Annotated in this window: 17 protein-coding genes, 1 tRNA gene and 2 pseudogenes; 15 read left to right on the top strand and 5 right to left on the bottom strand. The window is 48.9% G+C overall.

Annotated features, from left to right (window positions below; all coding sequences use genetic code 11):
* Positions 1–34 precede the first annotated feature (34 nt).
* The 5 genes from DXA66_RS08225 (at position 35) to DXA66_RS08205 (ending at position 4,119) form a co-directional block, all read left to right on the top strand.
* On the top strand, positions 35–946 hold the full coding sequence (locus tag DXA66_RS08225; protein WP_118528122.1) for a hypothetical protein: 912 nt from the start codon (positions 35–37) through the stop codon (positions 944–946).
* Between the two features lie 60 nt (positions 947–1,006).
* Complete coding sequence (locus DXA66_RS08220; protein WP_207664066.1) at positions 1,007–1,360, top strand: hypothetical protein; 354 nt, start codon at positions 1,007–1,009, stop codon at positions 1,358–1,360.
* Between the two features lie 510 nt (positions 1,361–1,870).
* On the top strand, positions 1,871–2,059 hold the full coding sequence (locus DXA66_RS08215) for an antitoxin VbhA family protein (RefSeq protein ID WP_005939815.1): 189 nt from the start codon (positions 1,871–1,873) through the stop codon (positions 2,057–2,059).
* A gap of 152 nt (positions 2,060–2,211) precedes the next feature.
* Positions 2,212–3,474, top strand: a complete 1,263-nt coding sequence (locus tag DXA66_RS08210; RefSeq protein WP_118528121.1) for a hypothetical protein — start codon at positions 2,212–2,214, stop codon at positions 3,472–3,474.
* A 45-nt stretch (positions 3,475–3,519) separates the two neighbouring features.
* On the top strand, positions 3,520–4,119 hold the full coding sequence (locus DXA66_RS08205) for a Fic family protein (RefSeq protein ID WP_118528120.1): 600 nt from the start codon (positions 3,520–3,522) through the stop codon (positions 4,117–4,119).
* Between the two features lie 99 nt (positions 4,120–4,218).
* Here the strand turns inward: DXA66_RS08205 and DXA66_RS08200 are convergent, their stop codons facing one another.
* Both DXA66_RS08200 and DXA66_RS08195 read right to left on the bottom strand, forming a co-directional pair.
* A complete protein-coding gene (locus tag DXA66_RS08200; protein WP_118528119.1) occupies positions 4,219–5,106 on the bottom strand; it encodes a GTP pyrophosphokinase family protein in 888 nt (295 codons plus the stop codon).
* 5 nt (positions 5,107–5,111) lie between these two features.
* Positions 5,112–7,250 (bottom strand): NACHT domain-containing NTPase, encoded by a 2,139-nt coding sequence (locus tag DXA66_RS08195; protein ID WP_118528118.1) that lies wholly within the window; start codon positions 7,248–7,250, stop codon positions 5,112–5,114.
* A 390-nt stretch (positions 7,251–7,640) separates the two neighbouring features.
* On the opposite strand from DXA66_RS08195, the gene DXA66_RS08190 reads away from it, so the two are divergent.
* The 9 genes and pseudogenes from DXA66_RS08190 (at position 7,641) to DXA66_RS08155 (ending at position 13,887) form a co-directional block, all read left to right on the top strand.
* Positions 7,641–7,895: a hypothetical protein gene (locus tag DXA66_RS08190; protein WP_118528116.1), complete on the top strand. Its 255-nt coding sequence runs from the start codon at positions 7,641–7,643 to the stop codon at positions 7,893–7,895.
* A 4-nt stretch (positions 7,896–7,899) separates the two neighbouring features.
* Positions 7,900–8,743 (top strand): annotated as a pseudogene (locus DXA66_RS08185) (DUF6017 domain-containing protein).
* Positions 8,744–8,747: 4 nt separating this feature from the next.
* On the top strand, positions 8,748–9,575 hold the full coding sequence (locus DXA66_RS08180; RefSeq protein ID WP_118528331.1) for a ParA family protein: 828 nt from the start codon (positions 8,748–8,750) through the stop codon (positions 9,573–9,575).
* Positions 9,532–10,203, top strand: a pseudogene (locus tag DXA66_RS08175) (ParB/RepB/Spo0J family partition protein); the annotation flags it as partial. The gene DXA66_RS08180 and the pseudogene DXA66_RS08175, both read left to right, overlap by 44 nt.
* A gap of 11 nt (positions 10,204–10,214) precedes the next feature.
* Positions 10,215–10,592 (top strand): hypothetical protein, encoded by a 378-nt coding sequence (locus DXA66_RS08170; protein ID WP_147365165.1) that lies wholly within the window; start codon positions 10,215–10,217, stop codon positions 10,590–10,592.
* A 217-nt stretch (positions 10,593–10,809) separates the two neighbouring features.
* Positions 10,810–11,607 (top strand): DUF6551 family protein, encoded by a 798-nt coding sequence (locus DXA66_RS08165; RefSeq protein ID WP_118528112.1) that lies wholly within the window; start codon positions 10,810–10,812, stop codon positions 11,605–11,607.
* Between the two features lie 5 nt (positions 11,608–11,612).
* Complete coding sequence (locus DXA66_RS08160) at positions 11,613–12,023, top strand: type II toxin-antitoxin system PemK/MazF family toxin (RefSeq protein WP_118528110.1); 411 nt, start codon at positions 11,613–11,615, stop codon at positions 12,021–12,023.
* A complete protein-coding gene (locus tag DXA66_RS14285) occupies positions 11,995–12,156 on the top strand; it encodes a hypothetical protein (protein WP_158576356.1) in 162 nt (53 codons plus the stop codon). The genes DXA66_RS08160 and DXA66_RS14285 overlap by 29 nt, the downstream gene beginning before the upstream one ends.
* 117 nt (positions 12,157–12,273) lie before the next feature.
* The gene (locus DXA66_RS08155) at positions 12,274–13,887 is read left to right on the top strand and encodes a recombinase family protein (protein ID WP_118528108.1); all 1,614 of its coding nucleotides are present in this window, start codon (positions 12,274–12,276) and stop codon (positions 13,885–13,887) included.
* Positions 13,888–14,075: 188 nt separating this feature from the next.
* Here DXA66_RS08155 and DXA66_RS08150 read toward each other — a convergent pair.
* Positions 14,076–14,151: transfer RNA gene (locus tag DXA66_RS08150), tRNA-Ala, on the bottom strand.
* 308 nt (positions 14,152–14,459) lie between these two features.
* On the bottom strand, positions 14,460–15,287 hold the full coding sequence (locus DXA66_RS08145; protein WP_118528106.1) for an RNA methyltransferase: 828 nt from the start codon (positions 15,285–15,287) through the stop codon (positions 14,460–14,462).
* A gap of 196 nt (positions 15,288–15,483) precedes the next feature.
* On the opposite strand from DXA66_RS08145, the gene DXA66_RS08140 reads away from it, so the two are divergent.
* Complete coding sequence (locus DXA66_RS08140; protein WP_118528104.1) at positions 15,484–16,284, top strand: YoaK family protein; 801 nt, start codon at positions 15,484–15,486, stop codon at positions 16,282–16,284.
* A gap of 68 nt (positions 16,285–16,352) precedes the next feature.
* On the opposite strand, the gene DXA66_RS08135 is transcribed toward DXA66_RS08140, so the two are convergent.
* Complete coding sequence (locus DXA66_RS08135) at positions 16,353–19,655, bottom strand: ATP-binding cassette domain-containing protein (protein ID WP_118528102.1); 3,303 nt, start codon at positions 19,653–19,655, stop codon at positions 16,353–16,355.
* Positions 19,656–19,802: the final 147 nt, after the last annotated feature.

Here is a 19,802-nt window from a genome sequence, read left to right as displayed (position 1 = left end):
CTGAAACTTACAGAAATGAGGAACACACACGGCAATGGCACAGCACGAACGCGGCACGGCATATTATCATCTTCCGGGACTGTTTGAATTTTATGAACTGTACCGTGTGTTTCTGCCGCTGTTCCGTGAACACAGGGAATATTTTTACGACTGGTGCGAGATCGGTTCGGTCTACGGTGCACCAGCCGACTGCATCTGGGGCGGGGGCCGCGCTGGCTTTGGAGATGCACAGCCGCATCGGGTGCTTGCACTGATGCAGGAATATGGCATATCGGCCCGGCTCACCTTCAGCAATTCGCTGCTCCGGGAAGAGCACCTTGCAGACTGGAAATGCAATGCCCTCTGTGCGCTGTTTGAAAAAGAAAACCGTGTGCAGAATGGTGTCATCGTCCATTCGGACCTGCTGCTGGACTACCTGAAAAGGCAGTATCCGGGCCTTTATTTCGTGTCCTCCACAACAAAAGTCCTTACAGATTTTCAGCAGCTCCGCAGAGAGACGGAACGGGAAGAGTTCCGCTATGTTGTGCCGGATTTCCGCCTGAACAAGTCGTTTGCAGAGCTGGATACCCTGTCGCAGGACCAGAAGGACAAGGTGGAATTTCTGTGCAACGAATGCTGCTGGTACAGCTGCCGGGACAGAAAGCACTGCTACGAGAATGTCAGCCGCAAAAATCTGGGCGAGGACTGCCCGGACCACCGCTGCACAGCGCCGGGCGCACAGCAGGGCTATCGTTTTTCAAAGGCAATGGAAAACCCCGGCTTCATCGGGGCCGGGGATATCTGCAAAATTTATCTGCCCGGCGGCTTTTCCAACTTCAAGATCGAGGGGCGGGGACTGGGCAGCGCGTTGATACTGGAATTTCTGCTTTACTACATGACAAAGCCTGAGTATCAGCTGCGCGTCCGGGAAGAAATTTATCTGGACAACATGCTGGATCTGTTCTGATGGCCCTGAGCCGCGTTCATAGTTGCTTCCGTGATGCATCCTGCCGCCTTCGGGCGGCTTTTGTTTTACCCTGTTTCAGGAAGCAATAAAAATAGGTATGGAGATAAATCAGACTTCTGTATCTCGCATTCCAGCGGTATTTTGAAACAGTTTATCAAGGAAGTGCGTGTCGGACGCGACTATAATATCGAGATCGTTCTCAATGTGCCGCTGGACGAGTTCGAGGAGTTTAAGCGTCACGCAGCATCGGCTGGACGGGGCAAAAAACAGAAAAATAAGTCGCAAAATCCTCAAAAAGTTGGGCGTTGTACATCAAATGCCGGAATCGCCGTTTTAGACAAAACAGCAGGTGAAACTATAAGCATTGTGCCTAAAAATGCTGCACACGTAATTTTGCGCTGTCAAGACGAATGATGCACGATTTTGCAAAGATTGGCAAAAAGAAACGCCGCATCGTACAAAACGATGCGGCAAATTGGTGGACCTAGAGGGATTCGAACCCTTGACCTCTCGGATGCGAACCGAACGCTCTCCCAGCAATATCGCTTTTGTGCACACCTTATGCACTGCGAGAAAAGAAAAATCAACGTATGTTCGTCCATATAAAATGACCTGCCAGCCCAATGGACTTTCCTGACTGTAAGTACGACCACCAAGCCGCTGATTTTCAAGATGATGCAGTTTGGGGCGTAATATGGCTGGCGGACAAGTGAGCTACAGGCCCTTGAGATGTAACTCATCTGGGGTTCAGATGTATCGCATCCCAATTCACAATAAAATACGATATACCGTAAAAGCGCAACTTTCACTCGAAAAGAATGGAAGCTGCGCTTTTTACATTTGGCATCAAGTTATAGATTGACAAGAGGACGCATACACGATAAACTTTATATAGTATCATGTAAATCAGAAGGAGGCCAAACCATGAGCGTCAAGTATACTACCCCTGCTCAGCACAAGAGCAACCTCCGCAATGTGTATGGAACCTTTGCCATTGAGGGCATGACCATCAGCAAAGATACACGCAGCAACCTTGACCGCATTGGCAGCGGTCAGGCCAGCTATCAGCAGGTCGTGAATGAACTGCGCGCAAAGTACGCGAAGAAGGGCTGAACAGACTCCCCATCGATAAATAGGTGGAAAAATGTAGGAGATTAAATATGCCAAGTGCATTTGATTGGAACTGTGAGCTTTCATGGATAAAAGAATATTGATTTCCGCTAGACCAAGGTATGCAAACAGTTTATGAGTGCTTGAAGAATTGGATGGATGATTACAATAGGAATATCATGATAACTACCTTCATGACCTCTGAAGAAAAAGAACAAATTAAAATTTTTTCTGATAGACTGATGCAAGCGTATGAGCTTTATGTAGATAACCGCTACATCGAAGCTTTTAATATTTTCAATCAGGCCATGGATAGTGCGAAGAATCATCTGCCGACCACTCCAGTTGGGCAGTCAAGTGCTTATGTGGCTGATGCTATTCCATACTATCGGATTATAGCGGGAAATAATAAATATAACCGACTTCAATTCCTGCACATTCCATGCAATTTAAGATACTTGGCATCTGCAAATCGATTTAGTGTTCCCGGAATGCCATGTAGCTATATGGCAAGTGCTAAACGAGTAGCATGGTATGAGTGTGAAATGCCTGATTCATTTCAATGGGCGAAATTCGAGGCCGTCAAGCATGACAAAAAATTGATTCAATTAGATCTCAATCCTTTAACATCGACACGTAGTCTTATTTCTGAACTTCCAAAAGATCGTTGGACGGAAGATGAACGCAAGTCTTTTGCCAGAGGATATTGTTTTATCCTTCCACTGATTGCTTCTTGTTCAGTCATTGCAAAAGAAAAGGGGAAATCGTTTGTTGAAGCTTATATTATTCCCCAAATGCTTATGATTTGGATAAAAAACAGTACGGATTACATCGGTGTGCGGTATTATTCAAGTTCTGATAATGAGTTGGTACGAAACGATTGTGGATATAATATTGCCATGCCCGCAAAACATCCTGACAAAAACGGATATTGTGTTGACCTTCAAGAAATTTTTGGAGTTAACGATACAAACAAAACTGATGAAATGGAATTCTTGGATTTCACGGAGAAATTTTACAACCACCATAAGGTACAAATAGACAGACTAGAAACTTTTTACAAAGAAATTCTCTACACACGGCAGCATACGCATTATCATAAACAAGGAACCTTGTATGAACGCTACTGCTCGGTTTGCAAAGTATTAATTGCACTAATAAAAGCATTTCGGCCAGAAAAAGGTTCCAGCAGATATGCTTTAGTAATGTCACTTTCTGAAGCTTGGTATCTTTGTATGGATATTCAAGAATTAACAAGAGCAAAATTTGAGAAAATCAAAGAAGAAAATACTCCAGGCGCAGATTCTCTCCCCGATGATATAATTATCGAAATTGAGAATGATATTGATTCCTTTGAAAACACGGTTATAGACTTGGCCCATGACTTTAATTTGTTTGTAACAGTTGGTATAACGTGACGTGTTACATATGAACTAGATGCAGTATATCAAGAAAGGCTGATTATGTTCTCGAAGTATGATGTCTACACCACGGTGCAATCCATGTACTGCTACCCCGATACGGATGTTTTGATCAACAAGCTGAATATCCATGACAAAGCAGAACTGAAACAGGCCGAAGAAGAATTTACGGCGGTTAAACAGATGGCTCTGTTGCAGGAGCCAATCAAGGGACGTTTTACCAAAACTCACCTGTTTCGGATTCACCGTTTCCTTTTTGAAGATGTGTACCCCTTTGCAGGACATATCCGCAAGGAACAGATCAGCAAGGGTGACACGATGTTCTACCCTCCAGACCTGATTGACCGAGAATTGGAGCGCGTGTTCAAGAATATTCGCTCCAAAAAGCTGCTTGCCGAGCGTAATGAAGAAAAGCAGATTCAAAATCTGTCACAGACGATGGCAGAACTGAACATCATCCATCCCTTCCGCGAGGGAAATGGCCGCAGCACCCGTGAGCTGATTCGCTGCATGGCGTTAGAATATGGACTGCATATCAACTGGGGCAATACTGACCGAGAAAACTTGATCAACGCTGCAATCGCTGCCGTAGACGATGAGATGGCGTTCTGCGATGTTCTAAGGCAGTGCACAGAACAATAAATAAATCCATTTCAAATATCCAAATGAAAAAGCACAACGGCTATTCTAGTCAATCTGACCAAATAGATGTTGCGCTTTTTCACATTTTCTTACAGGAATTCAATTAAAATATTCGCTTAGTCTGGACTGAATCATTTTAGGCGCGAGATTTGCAAGCGTGGAATCTTTAACAGTAGAAGCATTGATTATGTAAACAAGATTTTCTAGAGTTAATGGAATAGTCTTTTTAAGGTCAAACACCATAAAAAGCAAGACCTGTTCTCTGTCTGCTCTATAAAGTTTCTTTCCAACATCTGGATTTTCATTCAAAAAATCTGTGATACGCTCTGAAAAACAATCATTTTGTAAATGAATCCGCATTTTTGTCTTTATCATTTGTGCCCATTGGTTGCGTTTGTATTGCCGATAGGCCAGATCATTTATAAGCGAGAGAATTGCCCAATCACAAGTTTCAAGCGTGGCAAATACACCGTTCAAATTTCTTGACAATTCAGGATATTCTTTCCAATCTGCGAGACTTTTATATCGAATGTCATGTTCTACTTCATGCCATCCCTCTGAAAAAATCGTCCGTATTTGTATTTCAAAAGTTCTCTCAATAGGATATTCATCCCATAGAAGCGAATCAAACTGGTCAGCAATATCATCTGGCATACAACATACAAGGTTAAGTCTTTCTGGAGAAAATTTATCGGGTTCAATATCTGTTTTTGAAATATTATTAATCGTGTAATATTTCTCTATGATTTTTTGACAAAGAGAAACATCGTCTGAGAAATACAATGCAATACGAATACCGATAAGGTCTTGCATATGACCTCCAGTCTTACAATATCCCTTTCGCTTGATCTTTTCAGCAATAGAGGCAGGCGATTTAATTCGCCCAAAGATTCTAAAATATAAACCAGCTTTTCGAAGATACATTTCAATGCCACTAATAAGATCGTTCATAGGTCTATTAGGCAATTCGAGCATATCAATATCCATTTGTTTTATCTCCCAAGAATCTCTCTAATCTCCGACATTTTTTCAAAATTCAATTCAATGCAATTACTTTTGTGTAGCAGTATTTCCTTTCCGTAAAGACGGTCTATTGCTTCGGATATTCCATCGTAATCCTGCTGTGCATAACCTTTAAACAAAGTCGAGAAGAGTCTTCTTCTGTCAGCATGATCACTGCCCGGACGCCAATATTGTTCAAGAACCTTTTTTTCGTATTCAGTTTCAGTATTCACAGAAGATAGAATCGGTTCTTTACAAGAAATTTTTCGAAGCTCCGACTCTCCGCAACAATTTGAAAAAATAAGATTGCAATTTTTTTGATTATTAGCGGGAATAATTTCCACTTCATAAAAGTGACATCCATAGAATTTACAATCTTCGAACGCATCAGAGGAAATAGAGCAGGAATTAAATGTGCAACACGAAAAAACGCAGTCTTTGAAATTTGACGATGTAAGTGAAACGTTTTCTCCAAAGTACACAGATTCGTAGTAGCATCGAATATATTCATGAGACGTCTTATGGAGAAGGGCAAGATCGGTATGCAGCTCTTCATAAGGTGTAAACTCTATCTTATTATCAGTAATGATACGATATAATGCATCTCGTTTCTTTTGACTACAGGTTCCATAAGAGGTCACCATAAGGTTCCAATATTTTTCTTCGATTTCTTTGGGCGACAGATCTGGAAGTCGATTGTTTGTAAGTGCTTCAGAAATTAAATATCCAAATATAAAATCATTTATAAATCCAATAGAGTTAGATGTATTTGGTATACGATCTAAAAGTGCATGATGCGAAAGTTTTTGCAGAAATTCGTCCTCAGTCGGAACATCCTCTTTAGAAAAATCGCTATAACGATCCAGATATTCAAGAATATCTTCACCAAGAGACATACGAATAATATCTTTGATTTCGACGCTCGTGCAGGTCGATTGTTTGAACGAAGCCATAGTTCCAGCAACACTCTCCATAAGAGAAAGTTGTTCATCAACTTTTAATGGGAGCGACTGGCGTTCTTGTTCTCGTTCAAGAAGAATTTTGAAATACTGCTGTAAAATTGAATCAACAGAAGTAAATTTAGAAGCAATATCATCGTTACTTTGAGATGAAAGGAATGTTAAAAGTGTCGGATTTGAAATATCATCAAATATAATACCTCTGGAATGCAGTAAATCAATCTTGGATTTATCTAGCCAATCAGATACAACTGGCGGAATGATTTGAATTCGTGTAATTTGACAATGTGGAAGATATTTGTCGGACCATTCCTCAAACAGCTTGCCAGCAAATATCGAGCTTTTTCTCGATGTCAAAACAATTTTTGCACAAGACTTTTCCTCTAGTAGTTGAGCAATTGTGGATAGCATAGTTTGAGCGGTTTTTTCGTCAGAATCAGATAAATCCGACTGAACATCATCATGTGATTTTGAGAGCAGCTCGTCAAATCCGTCGATAATCAAGGGAACTTTTCCTTGTTTTATTTCGTAAGTAACTAACTCTGAGCTAAGACTTGAAAATTTACTGTCAATTTCAGTTAATAAAACGTATTTAAAGATGGAAGCCGTTCGATTTTTTGATAATTCAGTAATAATGGGAACAGTCCCTTTTGAGTCCACTGATAGTTTTTTTATCAATTCGTAAGAGATACTGGTTTTTCCAAAACCTGCCGCAGCTTCAACGATAATCAGTTGTGGTCCTTTCTCAAACAGTCGTTGATAAATATATTCTATTAGATTTTTCCGAGATTCATTATTATCATCAACAAACCGACAAGGAATAAATTTGTATTCACAAAAGCTAATTTTTTCAGTTTGTTTTCTTGCATAACGATCATATTCTTGCTTTAGTTTTTTGCAATTGTTTAGCGGCAAAAAAAATCCAGCAAACAATTGCGAGTGAATTTCATCAATACTAGAATATTTGTTGATTTTTACAGCAAAACCGGTTTCTTTGTATTCTTCTTCCAAATTATGAAAATCGAAATTGGGATCAATCAAAAGAATCTCAGCATTTTGAAAATACCCTTTTCTATGAGAAAATACAAGATACTTCTCTGGATTTTGATTATCTTCTAGTTCAAATCCATATTTTTCATAAAGAGAAATAATTTCATCGCTATTGCTCATTGAAAAGCCTCCTTTATTGATTCAGTAAAAATTACAACGAATTCAAAATATTGGACATACACTCTCTGAAAAATTTGTAATGCAAGAGAAAAATCAGTGACCGATAAACCAATAGCACGGGAAATTTTTACAAAGAGTATGTTTATGCGAAGCCTATTCTAAAATGAGTATAGCATTATAAAAGATTCATTTCAAGAAGAATTACTGACACAGACTTGTTATTACTGGACAGGTGAATTACAGGCTCTTGCGTATAGCCCATATTCAGATGTATCGCATCCAAAATCACAATAAAATACGATGTACCGTAAAAGCGCAACTTCTACTCTGACTAAATAGAAGCTGCGCTTTTATTTTTGCCCAAAACACATTTCAAAAAGGAGGATGCCTATGGATAAAGACTTTATGCTGACCTACTATGACAAAATGGTACGTCCAATATGGACGGAACTGATGAAGACACCTCGCTATCAGAGGGTGGCTTGCGAACACGACAAGCTCGAACGTGAGTTCCGGAGGCTGCTGGATGAAAAACTGGGGCGGAAATATCTTGAACTGGACGATGCACTGTTCCGGGTGATGGATGACATCGCAGAAGCTATGTATATAAAAGGTGCCGCAGACCGTGAGATGATGATCCGTTAATGCCATGAGTTATGACTACTTCTATGCTCAGTCGGGCGAATTGTTCTCCTATTTCCGCATCCCCAAGGCACTGTTCCAAGACCACCGCTTCCGGCAGCTCTCCACCGATGCCCGGACACTGTACGGCATTCTGCTGGACCGCATGAGCCTGTCGGTCAAGAACGGCTGGCTGGACGAGCAAGGGCGGGTGTATATCATCTACACCGTCCGGGAAGTGCAGGAATCCCTCTGCTGTGCCGAACACAAGGCGGTCAAACTGTTCCGGGAGTTGGAGGACATCGACCTCATCGAGCGCAAACGCCGTGGTTTGGGCAGACCTAGCCTGATCTACGTCAAGGACTTTTCCTCAGGCTTGCCCAAAGCGCAAGTACAGAATTGCCCAAACAGCAATTCTGGTGCAGCCAAAACCGCAAGCAAATAAGACTGATAAGAATAAAACAAAGTGGAATGATCCTGACCCTATCCATTCCGAGGGCATCCGGGAGCAGCTTGAGGATTATTTTTATCAGGCGTTAGAGGTAGACCTTTTGCTCCGGCTCTGCCCGGACGATGAGGACACCATCTATCAGATTGTAGACCTGCTTGTGGATGCCTGTTCCACCAAACGCAAGATGTTGCGGATCGCCGGGGATGACAAGCCCGTCGAGGTGGTACGCAGTCGGCTGAAAAAGCTGAACGCTGACCACATCCGTTTTGTGCTGGATTCGCTGGCAGAAAACACCGCCCCGGTGCGGAATATGAAGCAATATCTGCTGGCAATGCTCTACAATGCGCCCACGACCATGAACCTCTACTATCAGAACAAGACGAACCACGACTTTGCGCGCGGTTCTCCGAAAGCGGGGTGATGTTATCGCAAAGAAAGCTACGATTATTGCAGTCACCAATCAAAAAGGTGGTGTCGGAAAAAGCACCACCTGTGAAAATCTGGGCATCGGGCTGGCGATGGAGGGCAAGAAAGTTCTGCTGGTGGACACTGACCCACAGGGCAGTCTTACCATCAGCATGGGCTGGCAGCAGCCGGACGAACTGCCCACCACCCTTTCCACCTTGATGGCAAAAGCCATGAACGACCAGAGCATTCCGCCCGGCGAGGGCATTCTACACCACGCAGAGGGCGTTGACTTAATCCCTGCCAACATCGAACTGGCAGGGCTGGAAGTGGCGTTGGTGAACAGCATGAACCGGGAAAAGATGCTGAAACAGGTGCTGGACAGTGCCAAACGGGAGTACGATTATATCCTGCTGGACTGTATGTCCTCGCTGGGGATGCTCACCATCAACGCACTGGCGGCGGCAGATGCTGCCCTGATTCCGGTGCAGGCACAGTACCTGTCTGCAAAGGGTCTGGAACAGCTTTTGCAGACCGTGCAGAAGGCCCGACGGCAGATCAACCCGAAGCTGAAAATCGAGGGCATTCTGCTGACCATGACCGACAGCCGCACCAACTACGGAAAGCAGATCAGCAATCTGATTCGGCAGGCATACGGAAAGCACTTGAAAGTGTTCGAGCAGACTATTCCACGGTCTGTCCGTGCGGCAGAAACCAGTGCGGCAGGCAAGAGCATCTTTGTCTATGACCCCAAAGGCAAGGTGGCAGAAGCCTACAAATCTCTTGCGAAGGAGGTGCTGGCGGATGCCGATCGACAGCGGAAACTTAGCTCTGAAAGGGCTAGATGACCTGTTTTCCACCGAGGAAAACCGACAGGAAGAACAGCGGGAGCAGGTACAGCAGATTCCTGTGGATGAACTTTTTCCGTTCAAGAACCACCCGTTCAAAGTTCTGGACGATGATGCTATGACCCGGACGGTGGAAAGCATTTCGCAGTTTGGTGTGCTTGCGCCACTGATCGCCCGCCCCAGACCAGAGGGCGGCTATGAGATCATCTCCGGGCATCGCCGGAAACACGCCGCCGAACTTGCCCATCTGGACACCGTGCCTGTCATTGTGCGCAATATGGAGGATGATGCCGCCACGATATTGATGGTCGATTCCAACTTGCAGAGAGAACACATCCTGCCCAGTGAGCGGGCTTTTGCGTACAAGATGAAGCTGGATGCGATAAAAAATCAAGGTGCTAGGTCAGATTTAACTTCCCGACAAGTTGTCGGGAAGTTGGAAGCCGCTGATGAAGTCGGAAAAGCCACTGATGAAAGCGGCAGACAAGTCCAGCGTTTCATTCGGCTCACCAATCTTGTCCCTGAACTACTGGACATGGTGGACGAAAAGAAAATCTCTTTTAACCCTGCGGTCGAATTGTCTTATCTTGATGCAAAACAGCAGCAAGATTTTTTAGAAGCAATGGATGCTTCACCTCAATGGTTCAAAATGATCCATTGAGGGCAAAGCAGCTCTCCACCTGTGAGCGCATTGCCGCACAAAACGGCGTTGGGGCGGCTACCGTAAAGCGAGCAGAAAAATATGCCAAAGGCGTGGACGCAGCGGAAGATGCAGTCCCCGGTGCAAGAGAGGAAATCCTGACCGGGCGCATCAAGGCAACGGACGCAGAAATCACCGCCTTGGCAAAAACGCCAAAAGCAGAAATTCCTGCTGCTCTTGCAGAATTGCGGAAGCCAAAGCAGGAACGTCAGCCCCGAAAAGCCGAAACATCTTCTTCAAAACAAACACTTTCTGAAATCAGCAAAAGCTCCAAGGTCATCAACGCCAGCTTACTGCCGAAGAAAAAACTTCTCTGAAAGCATCCATCGACAATCGCTATCAGGAACGGGTCGTTGCAAACGGCTCCCTGATGATGTGCGAGGTACAGGGTGCAAAAGAGGACTTCATTCGCCGCTGGAATAGCATTTTCAAAGAATACCCGGATGTTTTTGAAGATTCGGACTGCCGCAAGATCATTTATGACTTGACCGAAGATGCCGTACAGTATCTTCTGAAAATAAAGGAGAAAACGCTATGATGCTTTCTAACCTGAACCTTTCCAGCCTGCCGGAGTGTAACTTCGAGGTGCGGTACGTTGACAGCGTTCTGCTGAACCCCTGCGCCGAATATCAGCGGCTGCTCCGCATGGGCAAGGTTGCACGAATCGCAGCAAACTTTTCGGAGTACATCGCCAATGAGCCGAAAGTCAGCTACCGGGATGGCCGCTACTTCGTCTTTGATGGTCAGAACACCATTGAGGCACGGAAAACGTGCAACGGTGGGCGTGACCTCCCGATTCGCTGCAAGGTCTTCTACGGCCTTTCTAAAGAGCATGAAGCTCTGCTGTTTGCTGTGCAGACAGGCATTTCCAGCGAACTGACCGCGGGTGAACAGCTTCGTGCCAAACTGGTGGCACACGAAGAAAACGCCTGCGACTTTGCCGCCGTAACGGAAAATACCGGTGTACGCTTTGCGCTGGATGGGATTCGTGCCCCGTGGAAAATCTACTGCATCCGCTCGGCTTACTACATCTACAAGAGTTACGGCGCTGCCCTTTACCGGGAAATGCTGAGTGTTCTCGTAGATGCGTGGGGCGGCGATTCTGATTCCTTCCTGTCGGGCATCCTGCATGGCATGGCTCGTTTTCTGGCTCTGTATCAGGGCGAATACAGCCGGGAACGGCTGATTCTCCGGCTGCGCACAGTGCATCCCAAGACCATCACCCGGTTGGCACAAAACGACACTGGCAATGTGGCAGACCGCCACATGAAACAGATCCTGTCCATCTACAACGGTGCTGGCCGTACCCACAATTTGCCCTGCAAGCGGTGATGAACATGATCCCAGTCAACCGAAAGTTTCTGCGCGGTGATATTTACTACGCCAATCTGGAGCCGCACCTTGGCTCCGAGCAGAGCGGTATCCGCCCTGTGGTCGTGGTGCAGAACAACACCGCAAACTGCTATTCGCCCAACCTCATTGTTGCGCCTGTTACATCCAATACTGCAAAGAAGCCCGATCACCAAGCCCACGTTCTTGTGGACAGTAATCGGGCTTTTTTGCAGCCCTCTATGATTTTGGCAGAATCTGTCCAGACCATCAGCAAGGGACGGCTGATCCGCCCGATGGGGCGGTTGAGCATCCCGGAACTCATTCGGCTCAATTATGCGCTGCTGTATCAGCTCGATCTGAACGAATGGGTATGGAGAAAGGAGGCCTATGAACGCTATCTGCGATACCACCGCTAAATCGGAAACTATTTCCGTCAAAGGCTGCAAGGTCAAGATCACCTATGCGCCTGCGGATACGGACTGTCTGGATGCAATCCAGAAGCTGTTGCAAGCCACCATCCTGCGCACGGCAGGACACACCGCTGCCTGACATCCTTGTATTCCTTGAATGCGCGAGATAAGATAAAATCGAACTGAACCTTGAAAACAAAATATGGACGAAACACGTTTGATTTTTCCTTTCTCACTCAAAGAAAGAGAGATTGAAATGAAAAAACGCGTTTATACATTATACCGTGTTTCGACCAAAGGACAAGTCGAAAAGGACGACATCCCCATGCAGAAAGAAGCCTGCCGCAACTTTGCAGAAAGTCAGGGCTGGGAGATCGTCAAGGAATTTTCCGAAAAAGGAGTTTCCGGCTTTAAGAAGTCTGCCAAAGACCGTGATGAACTCCAGAAAATCCAACAGGCCGCAATGGAAGGCAAGTTTGACATCCTGCTGGTGTTCATGTTTGACCGTCTCGGTCGCCGTGATGATGAAACGCCCTTTATCGTGGAGTGGTTCACGAAGCAGGGCATCGAGGTCTGGAGCGTGAACGAAGGACAGCAGCGATTTGACACCCATGTGGACAAGCTGATGAACTACATCCGCTACTGGCAGGCATCCGGCGAAAGTCTGAAAACCTCTGTCCGTACCCGGACAAGGCTGGAACAGCTCACCGGGGAAGGTCACTACACGGGCGGCACCGTGGCTTTTGGCTACAAGCGTGTCCGCCTTGGTCGGGTGAACAAGAAAAACCAAGAGGTCTGCGACCTTGTGATTGATGAAGCGGAAGCTGAGATCGTCCGGCTGATTTTCCACAAGTACGTTTACGAGGGCTACGGCGCACAGAAGCTGAGCCACTATCTTTATGAACAGGGAGTCGTAGGACGGAACAACAAAAATATCCCCAACACCAGCATCGTTCGGATGATCAAGAATAAAGGATACACGGGGTACCTCATCAACGGTGCGGTGGAGACGGAGTGTCCGCAGCTCCGCATCATCGAACCAGAGCTGTTCGAGCAGGCACAGGAACTGCGGCAGGCACGCACTTGTGAGCGTGGCGGTACTTCACTGGGCACCAGCTCCAAAGCCCTGTTGACCGGGCTGGTCTACTGTGCCCACTGTGGTAACCGCTTGAGCCTGACCAGCAGCGGACGGACACACACCTACGCCGATGGGCATACGGTGAAAGAAGTCCGGCCGCGGTATAGCTGCTTTTATAAGATTCGGCATCCGGGTGACTGCGATGGGCAGTCCGGCTACGGTGTTTCCAAGCTGGATTCCATTGTGGAAGAAGTTGTCCGGCAGATCTTCGCACAGTTCCGGGAGGTTTCCCGGAAGAAGCTGCTGGAATCGGTCAAGACTAACGATGCCGCCCGCATCCAGAAGAAGGTCAAGAAAATCCAGAAAGACTTGGAAAGCAAGCAGAAAGAACTGGACGACCTGAAAGCCGAAACCATTCTGGTCATTCGGGGCGTAAGTGCCTTGGACAAAGAACTGCTGGGCACACTGGTAGCCGAGGCAAGAGAGGCTTTGGAAACTCTGGAAAAGCAGCTCGTGCAGGCACAGGAAGAATACGAAGAAGCCACCAAAACGGCAAAGCGCAGCAACTACATCTGCAACGAGCTGTTCACATGGGCGGATGTGTACGATACAGCCAACCACGATGAACGCCGCGCCATTTTGCAGCAGTTCATTAAGGAGGTTCGCGTCCGAAAAGACTATGAGATCTCGATTACGCTGAACGCCAGCTTCAATCAAGTGGAGCAGCTCAAGGCTGTATCAACCTACGATGGCGCGGAAATTTTTGAAGAAATTTCCGAGAAGGGGGCATAAAAGCGATGCACTTGCCCGCAGCACCATGCAAAATTCAAAGAAAGAAGCGTGAAACCGATGGATTTTCAAAAAGTATATGGATGACCCCGCCCGGTTCGCATCCGACTTCAGGGTTCGGAACCCGGCACGGTCCGCCAAAGTTTTTTGGACATAAAAAACGCCGCATCGTACAAAACGATGCGGCAAATTGGTGGACCTAGAGGGATTCGAACCCTTGACCTCTCGGATGCGAACCGAACGCTCTCCCAACTGAGCTATAGGCCCATATTTAGGGGCGTGACGCGGTTGGGCGACCAACCGACATACTCCCCATTTGAATGCCCACAACTCTGTGGGGCACAAAAGCGATACGCTTGCACTCCCAGCTGAGCTATAGGCCCATATTTAGGGGCGTAACTCGGTTGGGCGACCAACCGACATACTCCCCATTCTAATGCCCACAACTCTGTGGGGCACAAAAGCGATACGCTTGCACTCCCAACTGAGCTATAGGCCCATGTGATGACCCTGTAAGTGTAACTCTGTTCGGGCGATTTGTCAAGTATTTTGGGCAGGGCCAAAAGCCTGGCTCATCAGCGGTTGCCTAGCTGCCAGAAAGCAACAGCGCTGGCAGCGGCAACATTCAGGGAATCCACGCCGTGGGACATAGGAATCTTTACGGTGTAGTCACAGGCGGCAATGGTGCTGTGGGCAAGGCCGTCACCCTCTGTGCCCAGCACGATGGCAAGCTTCGGCTCAGCGGAAAGAGCGCTGTCGTCAATGCTTACGGAGCGGTCGCTCAGAGCCATGGCAGCAGTCTTGAAGCCAAGACTGTGCAGCTGAGCAATGCCGTTTTCCGGCCAGTCGGCAGGACAGGTGCCAATCTGCGCCCAGGGCACCTGAAACACGGTGCCCATGCTCACACGCACGGCACGGCGGCACAGCGGGTCGCAGCAGGAAGGAGTAACGAGCACGGCATCCATGTTCAGTGCAGCGGCGCTGCGGAAGATCGCTCCCACATTGGTGGAGTCCACAATGCCCTCCAGAACGGCCACCCGGCGGGCATTGCGGCAGACCTCTTCCACGCTGCGCGGCAGCGGGCGGCGGAAGGCGCACAGCACGCCGCGGGTCAGTTCGAAGCCGGTCAGGCTGGCAAGGGTCTCGCGGTCGGCTGTGTACACCGGGGCATCACCGCAGCGGGTCAGGATATCGGCAGCCGGGCCGGTGATCTGTTTGCGCTCCATGAGCAGGGAGAGCGGGGTGTATCCGGCATCCAGCGCACGGGTGATCACCTTGGGGCTTTCGGCAATAAAGATGCCTTTATCCGGCTCCAGACGATTGCGCAGCTGCGCTTGCGTCAGGCGGGCATAGACATCCAGCTCCGGTGCGGAAAGGTCTGTGATCTCGACAATATTCGGCATAAGGAAGTTCTCCTTTGGAAAAGCTTTTTTCTTATTCTAACACAACCTGTGAGGGAATGCAAAGTGCGGGCCGGGCACGGCCGTATTTTTGGCTCTGGCAGGACGCAGGGATACACATGCATGACATGTAAAATTGATATGAACCAAGCTGTAAAAATATATTATAATAGGGTGCGAAAAGAGGGGAAAAGGTAATATGAAAACAAAACATCATGGGCAGATGTCGGAGTCCTTCCTGACGGCGGTGTTCCTTTCGCTTTCGGGCGGGCTGCAGGATGCCTATACGTATCTGTTCCGCGGCAAGGTGTTTGCAAATGCACAGACCGGCAACATCGTGCTGCTGAGTGCCAACATCATGGATGGTCAGTGGGATCGGGTGCTACACTATCTGGTTCCTCTGTGTGCTTTTGCGCTGGGCGTACTGGTGGCAGAAAAGATGCGGGAGTGTTTTCGTGACATGCAGCGGCTTCACTGGCGGCAGCTGGTGGTGCTGGGCGAAGTGCTTCTGCTGTTCGTTGTAGGTTTTTTACCGCAGGAGCAGAATCTGCTGGCAAACGCCATCGTTTCCTTCTCCTGCGCGATGCAGGTGCAGGCGTTCCGCAAGGTGAACGGCTATGCATTTGCCAGCACTATGTGCATTGGTGACCTGCGCAGCGGTGTGGAAGCATTCTGCATCTGGCGCAAGACCCATGAGCCGAAAGCTAAGGACCGGATGATGCGTTATTTTGGCATCATCCTGCTGTTCGCGGTGGGTGCCGGTATTGGAAGCGTGGGCGCAGCGCGGCTGGCAGAAAAGACCATCTGGATCTCCTGCGGGCTGCTGCTGGTAAGCTTTGCACTCATGTTCATCCGGGAAGAAATCGAAGAAAACCCTGCGATCGAAAAGGATCTGGCTGAGATCCGGCAGGAGACACGGGAGATCGACCAGACTCTCAAGCAGGAACTGAAGGAAGAGCGCGAGGAACTGCATGAGGAATTACACGAGAAATTGAGATAAAGCACCGGACATCAAAAAAGGAGCCGCTGCGTGATGCAGCGACTCCTTTTGCTTGCAGAGAAAGGAAATTACTCAGAACGCAGGGCGGTGACGGGGTTGCACTTGGCTGCGCTGCGGGCGGGAATCAGGCCGCCAAGGATCGTGAGCAGGGTAGCCAGAACGATCAGGATCAGTGCAGCCTTGGGCGGCAGCACAGCGGTGACGCTGGTGGTTCCTGCAATGGAGTGGATGAGCATGTTGCCGGGGATCAGCAGCAGCAGGCACAGGCCCACGCCGATCACGCCGGAGCACATTCCGATAATGAAGGTTTCGGCATTGAACACCTCGGAGACATTGTGCTTGGATGCACCGATGGCACGCAGAATACCGATCTCCTTGCGGCGTTCCAGCACGCTGATATAGGTGATGACACCGATCATGATGGAAGAAACCACCAGCGAGATGGCAACAAAGGCCACCAGCACATTGCTGACCATATCCACGATCCTGGTCACGGCGCTCATCAGGGTGCCGACCGTATCCGAGAATACGATCACCTTGTCCTCTTCTCCCTGCGCACGCATGGCGGCGTTGTAGGCGTTCAGGCTGTCCACGATGCGGTTCTTGGCCTCAAAGCTCTTGGGGTAGATCCAGATGCTGCCGGGTTTGGCATAATCCGAATAGCCCAGTGCACCAAGAACACTGCCATAGGAGGTGGTGCTGGACTGCAGGTTCATTTTGACCAGATCCACAAGGTCGTCGGTGCTCATGTTCACCTGCACGGCACTCTGGAACACGGTGGGGTCGATCTTCAGGGCATCTTCCACCTGACTGCTGAGCTGAGCGATGTTGTTCTGGATGGCGGACTGGATCTGCTGGCTGAACTGAGTGGTCAGCTGGGTCATCAGCTGCTGCATCACGGTGCTCATCTGGGTCTGAATGGCAGCGGTAAGTTTGGTCTGCAGAGCTTCGCCCAGCTTCTGGCTCAGCTGTTCCGAGTAGCTTTGCAGATAGCTCGTCATGATGCCCTGCAGGTTCTGCTGAAGCGAAGCGGTGAACTGCTCCTGCAGGCCGGTGGTGTCCAGCAGGTCGCCCATGGATTCGGACAGAAGCTGTTTGAACTGGTCGCTCTCCATATAGGAAGAGAAACCGATCTTATCCAGATTCAAGATGCCGTTGCCGATGATATAGCGCTTATAGCCATTCATGATCTTCTTCATCAGGCTCTGCAGCGCATCCTCCGAGACGGACAGGTCCATATCGGCAAACAACTGGCTCAGATCCAGCGCGTTCATGTCCGGCAGCTCCACATCGCTCATGTCGATGTCGCTCAGGTCCAGATCGCTCAGATCCAGCTGGAATGCGGACGGATCAAGGATGGAGGAAACGTCAAAGCTGCCATCCTGCAGATCAAATGCACCGCTCAGGTCGAACTGCAGCTTGCTTGCATCGAACTGGAAGGAATCCTTCAGCATATCGGTATCCACCGAGAACAGGGAAGAAATGTCAAGATCGGTTTTGCGCTGGTCGGCATCAAAGCGCTCGCCGGTCAGCACGTTCACTTCCGGGTCGGCAAGCTGCTGCTTTACCACTTCACTTTCGGCTGCATGGTCGATGGCGTAGTTGGTGAGTGCATGGGTATAGGCAACGCCTATGGGCAGAATGGTGGAGCTGGCATCTGCGCGGGGCTGCACCACGCCCACGATGGTCAGATCCGGACTGTTTTCCACAAGCTGCTCCACATACGCTTCATCGTCGGAGCGGTTGCGCCAGATCTGGCGTTCTTCGTCATAAACGTAATAGTCTGAGTTGGTAACGATCTTATATTTCAGGCCCACAAAGGTATCGTAGGGGTAGGTGCCGTAGCCGGTGGGAGCCTGTGTGTTCTTGTTTTTTGCGTACTCCTGCAGAAAACGCATCATCACGCTGTCGTCCTCAATGCCCAGAATATAAAGAGCGTAGTCGCTGATGCTGCCATCCGAATTCAGCACAAGAACGGCCTCGTTGTAGCTTTCCGGCCAGCGGCCTGCCTTGACATCGTACTGATCTTCGTACAGCGAAGGCTCTTCGGCCATCTCGGTAAACACGCTCTGGTTGGTCATGGAAGAGACGATGCCGGCGGCAGAGGTGGTGTTGTTCAGCGCAGAAAGGCTGCTGTCCGGGAAGATCTGGCGCACGGTGCCGTCCTTGTTCTGGCGGTAGATCAGCGGTACGGTGCCGTAGGTATACTCGATGGAAGCAGCATCCTCCGAGATGGTGCACTCGCTGCTGTCCAGATATTTTTTCAGGGAAGCAAGGTCATTGACAGAGGAATTATCCTCGGTCAGCTGGCTCAGCAGTTCACGCACCGTGACCATGCCCTCCGGGGTGGAAGAAGCGCTGGTGGTGCCCACATTGGTGTTGTCGGCAACGGCGCTGGTATAGCTTTCCGGGTCCAGCAGGGCGGCAAGGTCCACGCCGGTGGTCGAGAGCTGCAGCGGATATTCCGAAAGGGTGGAGCGTTCCATCTCTTGGATATAATTGCTCACACCGGCCGAGAGCGAAAGGATGAGCGCAATGCCGATGATGCCGATGGAACCGGCAAACGCGGTGAGCAGGGTGCGGGTCTTTTTGGTGAGCAGGTTGTTGAAGCTCAGCGCGAGAGCGGTGAGCGGCGACATGGAAGAACGGCCCAGATTTTTGTGCACCGGCGGCACCTGAGCGGAATCATCCGGCGTAAACGGTGCGGTGTCCGATTGAATCACGCCGTCCCGCAGGCGGACGATGCGGGTAGCATACTGCTCTGCAAGCTCCGGGTTATGGGTGACCATGACCACAAGGCGGTCTTTGGCCACCTCCTTCAGCAGCTCCATCACCTGAATGCTGGTGTCGCTGTCCAGTGCGCCGGTCGGCTCGTCGGCCAGCAGGATATCGGGGTTGTTGACCAGTGCGCGGGCAATGGCCACACGCTGCATCTGGCCGCCGGACATTTCGCTGGGGTGCTTGTGCAGCTGGTCGCCCAGACCTACCTGCTCCAGCGCCTTGGTGGCCCGGCTGCGGCGCTCGGCACCGGAAATGCCGGAGATGGTCAGCGCCAGCTCCACATTGGAAAGCACTGTCTGGTGCGGGATGAGGTTATAGCTCTGGAACACAAAGCCAATGGTGTGGTTGCGGTAAGAGTCCCAGTCGCGGTCGGTATATTTTTTGGTGGAGATGCCGTTGATGATCAGATCACCGCTGTCGTAGCGGTCTAGACCGCCAATGACGTTCAGCAGGGTGGTCTTACCGGAACCGCTGGGGCCGAGAATGGCGACGAATTCGTTGTCCCGCAGGTTCAGGCTGACATCATCCAGTGCTTTCTGCACCAGATCGCCGGTCTTGTATTCTTTCTTGATGTGGTTGAGTTGGAGCATGTGTGAGCCTTTCCGGCGCATCCTCGCAGGAACGCTGCCGCTATACATTATAATAAACTGCCCGGATACAGGACCCGCAGCAAGGCGTTATACACTTCTATTTTACCGGAACAATATGAAAAAACTGTGTATATTTCAACGTAAATT

The sequence above is a fragment of the Faecalibacterium sp. OF03-6AC genome, from assembly GCF_003478175.1.
Lineage (GTDB): Bacteria > Bacillota > Clostridia > Oscillospirales > Ruminococcaceae > Faecalibacterium > Faecalibacterium taiwanense.
The sequence above is the reverse complement of the archived record's forward strand: the minus strand, read 5'-3'. Positions and strand labels throughout refer to the sequence as shown.